The 13,133-nt window shown below is 66.0% G+C and carries 14 protein-coding genes; 7 read left to right on the top strand and 7 right to left on the bottom strand.

All coding sequences use genetic code 11. The features are described from left to right. Window positions 1-11: 11 nt before the first annotated feature. Window positions 12-1,097, top strand: a complete 1,086-nt coding sequence (locus AC097O_RS08250) for an ArsO family NAD(P)H-dependent flavin-containing monooxygenase (protein WP_479592328.1) — start codon at window positions 12-14, stop codon at window positions 1,095-1,097. Window positions 1,098-1,140: 43 nt separating this feature from the next. Here AC097O_RS08250 and AC097O_RS08255 read toward each other — a convergent pair whose 3' ends face one another. The 6 genes from AC097O_RS08255 to AC097O_RS08280 form a co-directional block, all read right to left on the bottom strand. Continuing rightward, the gene (locus tag AC097O_RS08255) at window positions 1,141-1,938 is read right to left on the bottom strand and encodes a BPSS1780 family membrane protein (protein ID WP_479592329.1); all 798 of its coding nucleotides are present in this window, start codon (window positions 1,936-1,938) and stop codon (window positions 1,141-1,143) included. Window positions 1,939-1,952: 14 nt separating this feature from the next. Next, window positions 1,953-2,918, bottom strand: a complete 966-nt coding sequence (locus tag AC097O_RS08260) for a homoserine kinase (protein WP_479592330.1) — start codon at window positions 2,916-2,918, stop codon at window positions 1,953-1,955. A 2-nt stretch (window positions 2,919-2,920) separates the two neighbouring features. Continuing rightward, window positions 2,921-3,226 carry a hypothetical protein gene (locus AC097O_RS08265; RefSeq protein WP_479592331.1) on the bottom strand — a complete coding sequence of 102 codons (306 nt, stop codon included), beginning with the start codon at window positions 3,224-3,226 and terminating at the stop codon, window positions 2,921-2,923. A gap of 29 nt (window positions 3,227-3,255) precedes the next feature. Continuing rightward, complete coding sequence (locus AC097O_RS08270; protein WP_479592332.1) at window positions 3,256-4,101, bottom strand: sulfurtransferase; 846 nt, start codon at window positions 4,099-4,101, stop codon at window positions 3,256-3,258. Window positions 4,102-4,108: 7 nt separating this feature from the next. Next, window positions 4,109-5,020 carry a DMT family transporter gene (locus tag AC097O_RS08275; RefSeq protein WP_479592333.1) on the bottom strand — a complete coding sequence of 304 codons (912 nt, stop codon included), beginning with the start codon at window positions 5,018-5,020 and terminating at the stop codon, window positions 4,109-4,111. Window positions 5,021-5,092: 72 nt separating this feature from the next. Then, window positions 5,093-6,235, bottom strand: coding sequence for an aromatic ring-hydroxylating oxygenase subunit alpha (locus tag AC097O_RS08280; protein ID WP_479592334.1), 1,143 nt, complete (start codon window positions 6,233-6,235; stop codon window positions 5,093-5,095). Window positions 6,236-6,447: 212 nt separating this feature from the next. Here AC097O_RS08280 and AC097O_RS08285 point away from each other — a divergent pair, with 212 nt between their 5' ends. The 6 genes from AC097O_RS08285 to AC097O_RS08310 all read left to right on the top strand — a co-directional run bounded on the left by AC097O_RS08285 (window position 6,448) and on the right by AC097O_RS08310 (window position 12,014). After that, window positions 6,448-6,702, top strand: a complete 255-nt coding sequence (locus AC097O_RS08285) for an exodeoxyribonuclease VII small subunit (protein WP_479592335.1) — start codon at window positions 6,448-6,450, stop codon at window positions 6,700-6,702. Then, window positions 6,699-7,652 (top strand): polyprenyl synthetase family protein, encoded by a 954-nt coding sequence (locus AC097O_RS08290; protein WP_479592336.1) that lies wholly within the window; start codon window positions 6,699-6,701, stop codon window positions 7,650-7,652. Before AC097O_RS08285 ends, AC097O_RS08290 begins: the two co-directional genes overlap by 4 nt. Before the next feature lie 26 nt (window positions 7,653-7,678). Further along, window positions 7,679-9,586 carry a 1-deoxy-D-xylulose-5-phosphate synthase gene (gene dxs, locus AC097O_RS08295; protein ID WP_479592337.1) on the top strand — a complete coding sequence of 636 codons (1,908 nt, stop codon included), beginning with the start codon at window positions 7,679-7,681 and terminating at the stop codon, window positions 9,584-9,586. 96 nt (window positions 9,587-9,682) lie between these two features. Beyond that, window positions 9,683-10,483 carry a hypothetical protein gene (locus AC097O_RS08300; protein WP_479592338.1) on the top strand — a complete coding sequence of 267 codons (801 nt, stop codon included), beginning with the start codon at window positions 9,683-9,685 and terminating at the stop codon, window positions 10,481-10,483. A gap of 38 nt (window positions 10,484-10,521) precedes the next feature. Continuing rightward, window positions 10,522-11,142, top strand: coding sequence for a sigma-70 family RNA polymerase sigma factor (locus AC097O_RS08305; protein WP_479592339.1), 621 nt, complete (start codon window positions 10,522-10,524; stop codon window positions 11,140-11,142). Continuing rightward, window positions 11,139-12,014, top strand: a complete 876-nt coding sequence (locus tag AC097O_RS08310; protein WP_479592340.1) for an ankyrin repeat domain-containing protein — start codon at window positions 11,139-11,141, stop codon at window positions 12,012-12,014. Before AC097O_RS08305 ends, AC097O_RS08310 begins: the two co-directional genes overlap by 4 nt. A gap of 40 nt (window positions 12,015-12,054) precedes the next feature. Here the strand turns inward: AC097O_RS08310 and AC097O_RS08315 are convergent, their stop codons facing one another. Next, window positions 12,055-12,945, bottom strand: coding sequence for a TauD/TfdA dioxygenase family protein (locus AC097O_RS08315; RefSeq protein ID WP_479592341.1), 891 nt, complete (start codon window positions 12,943-12,945; stop codon window positions 12,055-12,057). Window positions 12,946-13,133 lie beyond the last annotated feature (188 nt).

A 13,133-nucleotide genomic window follows, 5' to 3' on the forward strand; every position in this document is an offset into this window, starting at 1 on the left:
GAAAGCCCCGCATGTCCACTGCACACCCGGAAGTTGCCATTGTGGGAGGCGGGCAGGCGGCCCTGTCGGTGGCCTACTTTCTGCGCCGTGCCCAGCGCAGCTTTGTGATTCTGGATGCCGAAGCCGCGGCGGGCGGTGCCTGGCAGCACGCCTGGCCGTCGCTGCAGCTGTTTTCCCCGGCGGCCTGGAGCTCCATCGCAGGGTGGCCCATGCCGCCGGTGCAGGGGGCCTACCCCACGCGCGCCGAGGTGATCGCCTACCTGCAGCAGTACGAGGCGCGCTATTCCCTGCCGGTGGAGCGTCCGGTCTGGGTATCAGGCATAGAGCGGGCCGGGCATGGTTTTGTGGTGCGGGCCGGGGCGCGCACCTGGCCCTGCCAGGCCGTGGTCAGCGCCACCGGCACCTGGCGCAAACCGCATATACCGTCGTACCCGGGGCAGGACTTGTTCCAGGGCGTGCAACTGCACTCGGCGCACTACGCGGGCCCGGCTGCCTGGGCGGGCAAGCGGGTGCTGGTGGTGGGCGGCGGCAACTCAGGCGCGCAGATCGTGGCCGAGCTGTCGCAGGTGGCGCACACGCAGTGGGTCACGCCCCAGCCGCCGGTGTTTTTGCCCGATGCGGTGGATGGCCGGGTGCTGTTCGAGCGGGCCACTGCGCGCTGGAAGGCGGCGCAGGAGGGGCGCACGCTGGAACAGCAAAGCGGCGAACTAGGCGGCCTGGGCGACATCGTGGTGATTGCCTCGGTGGCCGAAGCCCGGGCGCGTGGGGTCTTGCAGGCGCGGCGGCCCTTCACCCGCATGGCGGCGCACGGCGTGGTCTGGCCCGATGGCACGGCATCCGAGGTGGATGGGGTGCTGTGGTGCACCGGCTTTGCGCCCGCGCTGGACCACCTCGACGGCCTGGGGCTGGTGCACGATGGGCGGGTGGCGGTGCAGGGCACCCAGGCGGTGGAACAGCCCGGCCTGTGGCTGGTGGGCTACGGCGAATGGACGGGCATGGCCTCGGCCACGCTGGTGGGCGTGATGCGCAGCGCACGCAGCACGGCGCTGGAGATCGACACCTATCTCGGCCCCCGTGCAGTGGCCGATAATTTATAAGAAATCGGCCTCCAGCGCTTATTCAATCAGCGCAAGCAGCTATTTATTCAATAGCGTCGGGGGCTTTCTCTTCGACCTCGTCAGCGCTGAAGCTGTCGCGGAAGGTGAAGTAAATCGAGGTCAGGAACATGCAGGTGGTCAGCAGGGTGACCACAAACGCACCCACGCCCACAAAGGCGGGCTGGCCCAGCAGCGCGGCCAGCACCTGCACCACCATGCCCACCACCACCAGCACGCCAAACCAGCTCAGGCCAAACAACAGGTAGGCGCCCTTGTTGCGCCAGCAGGCCACCAGGCTGAAGAACAGGCTTTTGCCCGGGCTGATGCCGTGCCAGTGCACCAGCGCAGGCGCATGCCAGAAGGCCAGCGACAGCGGCAGGTGCAAAACCATGAAGGCCAGCATGCCCGCCTGCACCTGCAGGGGTTCGTCAGCGGCATCGTCGGCCCCGCGGTTGCCCAGGAAGACGCGGGCGAATTCGCCGCCATCGGTCAGCGCCGAGATGGCCAGCACAGCCATGAAACCCGCCGCGTACATCGCGCCCAGCACCAGCATCGGGCGGATGCCTTGTTGTCCGGCGCGCAGGGCGCTGAGCAGGATGCTGGGGGTGGGGAACTTGCCCTTGGCGGCCTCTTGGCTGGCGGCCATCATGGCCAGCGCCATGGTGGGCAGGAGCACCATGGCGGCGATGCTGCCCAAAATGGGCACCAGGCTGATGATGCTGAGTGTGGCCATGCACATGAAGAACAGCCCGGTCAGCGCCAGCGGCTGCTGGAAGAAGGTCTGGATGCCCAGCCGCACCCACAGGGTGCCTGTGCGCGCGGGGACGATTTGGAGTTTCATGGGGGTTTAAAGATTCACGATAGGGTGACGGGGTGGGCTATGCGTTGGCGCAGCACACGCTCAAAGTGCGTCGGGTCGTGGGCCTGCAGCAGCGCGGCTTCGCGGGGCAGGTGGAAGTCCCACAGGCGTGAAATCCAGAAGCGCAAGGCCCCGGCGCGTAGCAGGGCGGGCAGCAACTGGCGCTCGGCGGCGGCCAGCGGGCGCACTGCCTGGTAGGCGGCCAAAAAGGCATCGTAGCGGGCCGCGTCGTGGGCCCCGCTGGGCAGGGCTATGCACCAGTCGTTCAGGCACACGGCGATGTCGAACAGCCAGGCATCCGTGCCCGCAAAGTAAAAGTCGAAAAAGCCGCTTAGCTGGGGCTTGCCGTCTACCGTGTCGAACATCACGTTGTCGCGGAACAGGTCGGCGTGGATGGCTCCCTGGGGCAGGGCGGCGTAGGCGCTGGAGGCGGCGATGTGGTTCTGGTAGGCCAACTCACTCTGCAGCAACTGGGCCTGGGCGGGCTCCAGAAACGGCAGCACCACGGGGGTGGTATCAACCCACCAGGCCAGGCTGCGCAGATTGGGTTGGTCCATGGCGAAGTCGCGCCCGGCGAGGTGCATGCGCGCCAGCATGTCGCCCACGGAGGCGCAATGCGGCACACCGGGGGCCAGCTCGCTTTTGCCGCGCAGCTTGGTGACCACCGAGGCAGGCTTTTTCTTGACCGTGTGCAGGATGTTGCCCGCCTTGTTGCCCATGGGGTCGGGCACCGGAATGCCGCGCTGGGCCAGGTGCTTCATCAGATGCAGGTAGTAGGGCAACTGCTCGAAGCCCAGGCGCTCGAACAGGGTGAGCACGTACTCGCCGCTGTCGGTGGTGGCGAAGTAGTTGGTGTTCTCGATGCCGCCCTGGATGCCGCGCAGCGCGGTGACATCCCCTAAATCCAGCTGGCGCAGCAGCGCTGTGGCCTCTTTCAAAGAGACATTTGTATAAACCGCCATGCTCAGAAGTTGATCAGTTTCCAGACCCGCGTGCCCACGCTGCCCTGGCCGCCGTCGCGCCCGTCGATGGTGCGGTTGCGGGCCGCATTGGCGGGCACCACTTCATACGCGGGCAGGCCGTTGCTGGGTTTGACGGTGATGGTTTGCGTCTCGCCGCCCACGCGCAGCTCGTTGATGCGGGCACCCGCGTCCTGCACTTCAATGTGCTGGATGCGCTGGTCGATCGGTGGTGTGGGGGCCGCAGGGGTGGCGGCCCAGGCTGGGGATAGACCGAGCAGGAAAAAGGGGAGGATGTGGTAAGCGCGCATAAACGGATTGTAGAGGGCTAGCCTTGAGCCTAACCTTGGGCAAAGGGGCGTGTGGGGTCGCTGCACCAGTCGCTCCAGCTCCCGGCGTACAGGCCGGTGCGGCCCAGTCCGGCGATTTCCATGGCGATCAGGTTGGGGTTGGCGCTGACACCGCTGCCGCAGTGGTGTACCACGCTGGCCGGGTCGCGGCTGCCCAGCAGGGCGGTGAATTCGGCGTGCAGCACTTCGGCAGGCTTGAACTTGCCGTCTGGCCCCAGGTTGTGGCTGAACGGGCGGTTGAGTGCACCGGGGATGTGGCCCGCCACCGGGTCTAGCGGCTCGACCTCGCCCTTGAAGCGCGGCGTGGCCCGGGCATCGACGATGGTCTGGCTGGCGCGGCCCAACTGGTTTACTACGGTTTCTGTAGCTACCAAGCTAGACAGCGTGGGCGCTAGCATGAAATTTGTTGGGGTTTTTGTGGGCTCGGCCCCAGCGCTCACCGCACCGCCCGCCGCCTGCCAGGCCTGCAGGCCACCGTCCAGCACGGCCACGGCCTCCACGCCCACCCAGCGCAGCATCCACCACAGGCGGCCCGCGTAGTTGACACCGTTGCGGTCGTACACCACGGCCTGCATGCCGTTGGCAAAGCCCACGCTGCCCAGCCAGGCGGCAAAGGCTTCCTGTGTGGGCAGCGGGTGGCGGCCGCCGGACATCGCCGGGCCGGTTTTGGCGCTCAAGGCCGTGTCCAGGTGCGCGTACACCGCGCCGGGGATGTGGGCGGCCCGATAGGCCTGCTGGCCTGCGTCGGGCTGCATCAGATCGAAAGTGCAGTCGAACACCATGTGCGGCGTGGCCAGCGACTGGAGTTGCTCTACGGAAATGAGGGGTGTGTACATGGTCATCCTAGTGTTCTTCGGCCGGGGCGTTGGGTGCCGCGCGGGCGCGCAATACCGTGGCGGCAATGCCGCTGGCGGTGATCAGCGCCATGCCCGCCCAGCCCATGGTGGTAATGCGGTCGCCAAACAGCACCAGGCTGTAGATGGCCGCAAACACAATGCCCGAATACTGCAGGCTGGCCACGGTGAGCATCGCGCCCTCGGTCTTGGCACCCGAGTAGGCGCGGGTCATGAACAACTGGCCCAGGGCCGCCAGCAGGCCGATGGGCAGCAGCCACAGGGCGGCCATCCAGTCCCAGGTGGACTGCTGGCCCACCAGCAGCATGCCGATGCCGCCCGCAATGGCCGAGCCCATGGCAAAGTAAAACACGGTGCGGGCCTCGGGCTCGCCAATGCGTGACAAGGCCATCACCTGCATATAGGCAAAGGCCGCGCCCAGGCCGGAGAGCAGGCCGATCAGCCCGGCAAACATCTCGTTCTGGTCCAGGCTGGGGCGCAGCACCATCACCACGCCCACAAACCCGGCCATCACGGTGAGCACCAGCGGGCCTTGCTGCAGCGGGCCTGCGCCCTGGCCGGGCCGCCAGGCCAGCAGCGCGCCGCCCACCAGAAAGGCGGCAATCCACACGCTGCTCATGTAGTTCAGCGTCATGGCGGTGGCCAGCGGCAGGTGGGCGATGGCATAGAACCACGCGCCCAGCGAGGCCACGCCGATGGTGCTGCGCCAGGCGTGCATGCCGGGGTAGGCGGTTTTCAGGGCCACGCCCTGGGCCCGGGCCAGCACGGCCAGCAGCGCCATGCCGATCAGCCCCCGGTAGAACACCAGCTCGGCCGAGTTGAAGTGGGCCGAGGCAATCTTCACGCAGACCCCCATGCTGGCAAATACAAACGCCGCCAACACCATCCAAAGTGCCTGCATGGGCTGCTTTCTAGAAATTTATAGGAAAAATGCCACTAGCGCCCATTCCATGAGCGCAAGCAGCTACTATTTTTATAGTGTTTCGCCGGTCATTGCCTTGCGGTACCACTCGTGGAAGTGCTGCATGCCGTCTTCCATGGGGCTTTGGTAGGGGCCGACTTCGTTGTCGCCGCGCTGCAGCAGGGCCTTGCGGCCCGCGTCCATGCGCAGGGCGATTTCGTCGTCTTCCACACAGGTTTCCATGTAGGCGGCCTGCTGGGCCTCGACGAAGTCGCGCTCGAAGCAGGCGATTTCTTCGGGGTAGAAGAACTCCACCATGTTCAGCGTCTTGTTCGGGCCGATCGGGTGCAGGGTGGACACGGTGAGCACGTGCGGATACCACTCGACCATCACGTTGGGGTAGTAGGTGAGCCAGATCGCACCGTGCTTGGGCGGCGTGCCCTGGTTGTAGGTTTTGAGCGCATCCTGCCAACGCTGGTAGGCCGGGCTGCCTGCCACGCCCAGGCGCTGCGCCAGGCCTACGGTTTGCACCGAATACTGTTCCTTGAACTCCCATTGCAGGTCGTCGCAGGTGACAAAGCCGCCCAGTCCGGGGTGGAAGGGGCCGACGTGGTAGTCCTCCAGATAGACCTCGATGAAGGTCTTCCAGTTGTAGTCGCACACGTGCATCTCCACGTGGTCGAGCACGTGGCCGCTGAAGTCCAGGTCGGCCAGCGGGCCCATGTGGGCCAGGTCGGCTTTGACATCGCGGCTGCCTTCAAACAGCAGCCCATTCCACTCTTGCAGCGGGTACTGGTTCAGGTTCAGGCAAGGGTCCTGGGCGAAATGCGGCGCGCCCAGCAAGGTGCCGGTGGGGGCATGCGCACCGCCGCTATAGGTCCAGCGGTGCAGCGGGCAGACGATATTGCCGCCCGCGCTGCCCTGCTGGGTGGTGTTCAGCGAACCCCGGCCCTTGAGCATCACCGCCTGGCGGTGGCGGCAGACGTTGGACACCAGCTCCACGCCGCGCGGCGTGCGGGTGAGCACGCGGCCCTCGCCCTCCTGTGGCAGGGCGTAGTAGTCGCCCACTTCGGGCACGGCCAGTGTGTGGCCGACATAGCGTGGCCCCCGCTGGAACAGGGTGGCGACTTCGCGCTGGAACAGCGCTTCGTCAAAGTAGCTTGAAACTGGTAGTTGGCTTGCGGCCTGCTGCAGTTGAAGACTTAAATCAGACATGGGTTGTCCTGACAAGACTCCCCCTATGAAGGGGCAGGGTAGGCGCGAGAAACTCGCGCGGAAGAGGCTCCGGCAGGGTTGGAGGGGCTCCAGCCGTTGGCGAAAAGAGGGGCGATTGTAACCGGCGGGGTGGTTTTTGCCGGGCCACGCCGCCGTGCCGTGCCTGCCCGTAAAATCGGCCCTTCTTTACCTATCCATCCTTCTGCCCCTCCATGCCCAAGGCCGCTGCCCCAACCGATAAAAACGCACCTTCCCAGGCCCTGCCTGCCAGCTACGAGGCTGCGCAGACGGAGCTGGAGCAACTGGTCGGCCAACTCGAATCGGGCCAGATGCCGTTGGAGCAGCTGCTGGGCGGTTACCAGCGCGGTGCCCAGTTGTTACAGTTTTGCCGCGACAAGCTCGATGCGGTGGAGCAGCAGATCAAGGTGCTGGACCAGGGTGTACTCAAACCCTGGGCCCTGGAATGAGCGCGGCGGCTTTTGATTTGCAGGCCTGGAGCACCCAGGCGCTGGCGGTGGTGGAGCAGGCGCTGAGCGACTGGGTGGCCGCCGGTGGCGTGGTCGATGCCGAGCATCCCGCCCCCGCCGCCTTGCGCGAAGGCATGCGCTACGCCGTGCTGGACGGTGGCAAACGCCTGCGCCCGCTGCTGGTGCTGGCTGCCCGCGAAGCCGTGGCCAGCTTTGATCCTGCGGGTGTGGCCGCCGGGCTGGATGACGCCGCCTTGCGCGCCGCCTGTGCCGCCGAGCTGATCCACGCCTACTCCCTGGTGCACGACGACATGCCGTGCATGGACAACGACATCTTGCGCCGCGGCAAGCCCACGGTGCATGTGCAGTTTGGCGAAGCCCAGGCCCTGCTGGCGGGCGATGCCCTGCAGGCGCTGGCCTTTGAAATACTCACCCCTGAAGCGGCCGAGGCCCCGGCCAGCGTGCAGGCCACGCTGTGCCGCCTGCTGGCCCAGGCTGCGGGCTACCAGGGCATGGCGGGCGGGCAGGCGATTGATCTGGCCAGCATCGGCATGGCCTTGACGGAAGAAGAATTGCGCTGCATGCACCGCCTGAAAACCGGTGCCCTGCTGCAAGGCAGCGTGATGATGGGCGCGGCCTGCAGCGCCCGCCCGCTGCCCCCGGCCACCCGCAACGCCTTGAACACCTACGGCGCGGCCCTGGGCCTGGCCTTCCAGGTGGTAGACGACATCCTGGACGTGACCGCCGACTCGGCCACGCTGGGCAAAACGGCGGGCAAGGATGCCGCCCAGGACAAACCCACTTACGTCTCCTTGCTGGGGCTGGACCGCTCCCTGGCCTATGCCCAGGAACTGCTGGCCCAGGCCCTGACCGCGCTGGATGCCAGCGACTTGCCCAACACCCGGGCCCTGCGCGCTTTGGCGGATATGGTTGTGAACCGCTCCAGCTGAGACCGCGCCCGCCCCAGAAAAAAATTATGAACCCTGCGTCCTACCCACTGCTGGAAACCATCAACGACCCGGCCGACCTGCGCCGTTTGCCGCGGGCCGATCTGAAGCCGCTGGCCGACGAGCTGCGCGCCTTCGTGATCGACAGCGTGTCCAGAACCGGCGGCCACCTGAGCTCCAACCTGGGTACGGTGGAGTTGACCGTGGCGCTGCATTACGTGTTCAACACCCCCGAAGACCGGCTGGTGTGGGACGTGGGCCACCAGACCTATCCGCACAAAATCCTCACCGGGCGGCGCGACCGCATGGCCAGCCTGCGCCAGTTGGGCGGCCTGTCGGGCTTTCCCACGCGGGCCGAGAGCAAATTTGACGCGTTTGGCACGGCGCACTCCAGCACCTCCATCTCGGCCGCCCTGGGCATGGCCATGGCCGCCAAGCAAAAGGGTGACAAGCGGCACAGCGTGGCCATCATCGGCGACGGTGCCATGAGCGCAGGCATGGCGTTTGAGGCGCTGAACAACGCCGGTGTGTGCGACTGCAACCTGCTGGTCATCCTGAACGACAACGACATGAGCATCAGCCCGCCCGTGGGCGCGCTGAACCGCTACCTGGCGCAGCTGATGAGCGGCCAGTTCTACGCCGCGGCCAAAAACGTGGGCAAACAGGTGCTCAAGGGCGCGCCGCCGCTGTTCGAGCTGGCCCGCCGCCTGGAACAGCACGCCAAGGGCATGGTGGTGCCCGCCACGCTGTTCGAGCAGTTTGGCTTCAACTACATCGGCCCCATCGACGGCCACGACCTCGAATCGCTGATCCCCACGCTGGAAAACATCAAGCACCTCACCGGCCCACAGTTCTTGCATGTGGTCACCAAAAAAGGCCAGGGCTACCAGTTGGCCGAGGCCGACCCCGTGGCATACCACGGCCCGGGCAAGTTCGACCCTGCCGTGGGCCTGCAAAAAGCCGCTGCGCCGGGCAAAGCCACCTTCACCCAGGTGTTTGGCACCTGGCTGTGCGACATGGCCGCGCAAGACAACCGCCTGGTCGGCATCACGCCCGCCATGCGCGAAGGTTCGGGCCTGGTGGAGTTTGAAAAGCGCTTTCCCCAGCGCTACTTTGATGTGGGCATTGCCGAGCAGCACGCGGTGACCTTCGCCGCCGGCATGGCCTGCGAAGGCCTGAAGCCGGTGGTCGCCATCTATTCCACCTTTTTGCAGCGCGCCTACGACCAATTGATCCACGACGTGGCCCTGCAAAACCTGCCCGTCGTGTTTGCCCTGGACCGCGCCGGGCTGGTGGGGGCCGACGGTGCCACCCACGCCGGGGCCTACGACATTCCTTTCCTGCGCTGCATCCCCAATATGGGCGTGGCCTGCCCGGCCGACGAGAACGAATGCCGCCGCCTGCTGAGCAGCGCCTTTGCCCAAGACAACCCGGTGGCCGTGCGCTACCCGCGCGGTGCTGGGGCCGGTGCGGCGATGGAGCTAGGCCTGCAGCCGCTGTCCTACGGCAAGGGCGAAATCCGCCGCAGCTCCAGCCAGGCTTCGGGCATCGCGATTCTGGCCTTCGGTACCCTGCTGTACCCCGCGCTGGCCGTGGCCAACAAGCTGGATGCCACCGTGGCCAATATGCGCTGGGCTAAGCCGCTGGATGTGGAGCTGCTGCTGAAAATCGCCGCCACGCATTCCGCTCTGGTCACGGTAGAAGACGGTGCCGCCCTGGGCGGTGCGGGCAGCGCGGTGCAAGAGGCCTTGCAGGCCGCGGGCATTACCCTGCCGGTGCTGACGCTGGGCCTGTCCGATGTGTTTATCGAACACGGCGACCCGGCGGTGCTGATGGCCCAGCAAGGGCTGGACGCGGCGGGTATCGAAAAATCTATAGAAAAACGCTTCCCCGCGCTTGTACATCAAGCACAAGCAGCTCTTAAATTAGTAGCATAAGGCGGTTGCAGGCTCCCTATTTTTAGCCTGCTTTAACCCCATCGCCGCGTCGGCAACGTTTCAGTCAGCTCCAACACTTATTTCTGGAGCTGACCAATGAAACTCACATCGCTGGGTCTTTCCGTCCTGCTGGCCTGCGCCAGCCTGCACGCGCAAGCAGTAGGCCGTCTCGCCGACATCACCATCGTGGACCGTGACTCCGGCGCCAGGCTGCCGGTGTACGCGCATCGCGGTGAATACTGGGTGGCGGGCAGGCCGGGTGCGCGTTACGCGGTGTCGGTGCGCAACCGGCTGGCGGGGCGCGTGCTGGCCGTGGCGTCGGTCGATGGCGTGAACGTTCTCAGCGACGAAACCGCCTCCTGGGAGCAGACCGGCTATGTTTTTTCGGCACGCCAAAACTACCAAATCACCGGCTGGCGCAAGAGCGACCAGGAAGTGGCGGCCTTCGAGTTTGCCGATGCCCGCGACTCGTATGCCGGGCGCACCGGTCGGCCGGGCCAGGTCGGCGTCATCGGCGTGGCGCTGTTCCGTGAACAGGTGCCCGAGCAGGTCGCTGTTCCCCAGACGCGCCGCAACGCCGAATCCAAGGATGAAAACGCGGACAGCACCACTGCGGGAGCCGCTGAAAAACGCGCAGCCGCCCCCGCCGCCGCCGCCAAGTTGGGCACGGCCCATGGCGCGCGTGAAAGCTCGGTGGTGTCGCACACCACGTTCGAGCGCCAGCAAGCGCGGCCGGACGAAATTGTGCGTATCCGGTATGACAGCCGCGAAAACCTGCTGGCCAGCGGCGTGATTCCCCAGCCGCTGGCACGCGCGCCGGTGCCCAATCCATTGCCCAATCCGTTTCCGGGCTCGGTGGACACGGCGTATGTGCCCGATCCGCCTGCACACCGCTAGCGTTTTACCGAGGTGCACCGCATCGGATAATCCAGCGCATGCCCGGCGCGTCCCCACCGACCCCACCCGCAGAAGAGCCCGATGAAGCGCTCATGCTGCGTTATGCGGCGGGCGACATCGCCGCCTTCGACCTGCTGTACACCCGCCACGTCTTGGGCGTGTGGCGCTATCTGTTGCGCAGCGTCAGGGTGGCGGCGCTGGCCGACGACTTGCTGCAGGACGTGTGGTTCTCCGTGGCACGCCAGGGCGGTGCCATGCAGGACACGCCCGGCACCGCTTACCAGCCCAGTGCGCGTTTCAAGACATGGTTGTTCACCATCGCGCACCACCGGCTGGTGGACCATTTCCGCAGCGTCAAAAACCATGTCCGGCTGGACGATGCAGGCAGCGATGGCCACGACCGGCTGGCCGATACCCTGGCGGCGGACTCGGGTTTCGGCCCGGTGCGGCAGCTGCAGTCGCGCCAGCAAGCCGCCGCCCTGATCGAAGCGGTGGAGCAATTGCCCGGCGAACAACGCGAAGCTTTTTTGCTCCAGGCCGAGGGTGGGTTGCGTGTGGAAGAAATTGCCAGTGCGACCGGCGTGAGTTTCGAGACCGCCAAGAGCCGCTTGCGTTACGCCCGCAACAGCCTGCGCCAGCAGCTACAGGAGTTCGCATGACCGAGACCCGCCCCCCCCAAGAGCCTGGGCCGGAGCCCGAGCGCCCCGTCGATGAGTTGCTGCTGCGTTACCGCCAGGCCAGTGACGCCGACACCCGCCGACCCGCCAGCCGGGTCGGCGAGGCCGTGCGTGCCCATGCCCAATCGGTGCTGGCGGCCCGGCAGACGGTTTCGGCTGTGCCCGCTGTGCCTGCGGCCAACCAGCCGCGCTGGAAACTGTCGTTGCTGGCCAGCGTGGCGCTGGCCAGTCTGACCAGCTTGCTGGTGCTGCAGTTCGACCGCGGACCCGCAGATGAACGGGAACGGGTATTGGGCGACGCTGCGCCACCCGCCAAAGCGGCCACCGATGCCACTGATCCTGGAGGGCAGGAGAAAGCGGCACCTGCAGCGCCTGCCATGGCTGTACCCGCAAAACGGACGCAGAGTAATGCGCCGACACAGTCCAAAGACAAATCGGTGGCCTTTGAGAATAGCCAACCGCCAGCACCAGCATCGTCCAGCCCGGCACAAGAGATGGATTCGCCTGCAACGCCCACGCCGCCCGCGGCAGAGATGCGCCGTGCCGAAGAGGGCGGGGCCAACGCCACCGCGACCCTGCCCTCGGCCCGTGCTTTGCAGGAGGCCGCGCGCAAAGGCCGTACATCGCAGCTGAACGACCTGCTGGCGCGTGGCGCACCCCTCGACGCAGCAGATTCCGAAGGCCGTACGCCGCTGATGCTGGCCACGATCCACAACCACCCGGAGATGGTGCAGCGCCTGCTGGCCGCTGGCGCCGATGTCACGCTGGTAGACCGCAGTGGTTCGACCGCCCTGGCGCATGCGCGGCGGCTGGGGCGTGGGCGTATTGCGGAACTGATCGAAGAAGCGTCTTGAGGCCGCCAGGGTGGCTGCGCCATTGAATGGCATGGGGCTCCTAAAACGGCGCGTCACCTTCGATGGTGGTGCGGTAGAGCTTGCGGCGCAGGTGGTCGGGGGTACCGGCTGCCAGGTGGGTCACCGAGCGGTTGTCCCAGAACACCATGTCGTGCGGCTGCCAGGCGTGGCGGTACACCAGCTCGGCGCGCGAGGTGTGGGCAAACAGCTCGTCCAGCAAAGCGCGGCTTTCGTCCTCGGGAATGCCGACGATGCGGGTGGTGAAATGCTCGCTGACAAACAGCGCCTTGCGGCCGTTCTCGGGGTGGGTGCGCACGACGGGGTGCACGGCAGGCTGTACCTCGTCTAGCTGGGCCTGCGTGAGCTTGGGGCGCCAGGGGTTGCGGGCGCGCAGCTCTTCGTATTTGGCCAGGTAAGAGTGTTCGGCGCGCAGGCTGGCCACGGCGATTTGCAGTGCGGCGGGCAGGGTGTCCCAGGCGCGGTGCTGGTTGGCAAACAAGGTGTCGCCGCCTTCGCTGGGCAGCTCCTGCGCATGCAGCATCGAGCCCAGGCTGGGCTTTTCCTTGTACGACAGATCGGAGTGCCAGTAGGCACCAGCGTCGCCCAGGCCGATGGGTTCGCCGTTTTCCTTGATGTTGGAAACAACCAGTATTTCTGGGTGGTGTTGCAGCTGAAAGCTCTTCAACACATGGATCTGCAGCGGGCCGAAACGTGCGCTGAAGTCCACCTGCTGCCGGGGCGTGATGCGCTGGTCGCGGAACACCAGCACGTGGTGCGCCAGGTGGGCGCGGTGGATACGCGCAAAGTCGTCTGCAGCCAGCGGGCGCGACAGGTCCAGGCCCCGCACTTCGGCACCCAGCGGGGCATCGAAGGGGCGGATTTCCAGGGCTTGCACCGCTCGGGGTGTGTCTACATCCATCAAAGTTGCCATCGTTTCACTTTCTTGGGAGGTCGGTCAATGTAGTGGGGGTGGGGCGCAAAGGGAACGATGGATTCGGAGTTTGTTAACTACGAACAAATATGAAGCGGCAACGCGGTGCCGGAAATACGCCGTGTGGTTTAGAAGAAAAAGCCGTTTTACGCAGAAGGCATAAGCGCAACAAGCTACTAAAAAAGTAG

Source organism: Rhodoferax sp. LS1P39 (assembly GCF_056521425.1).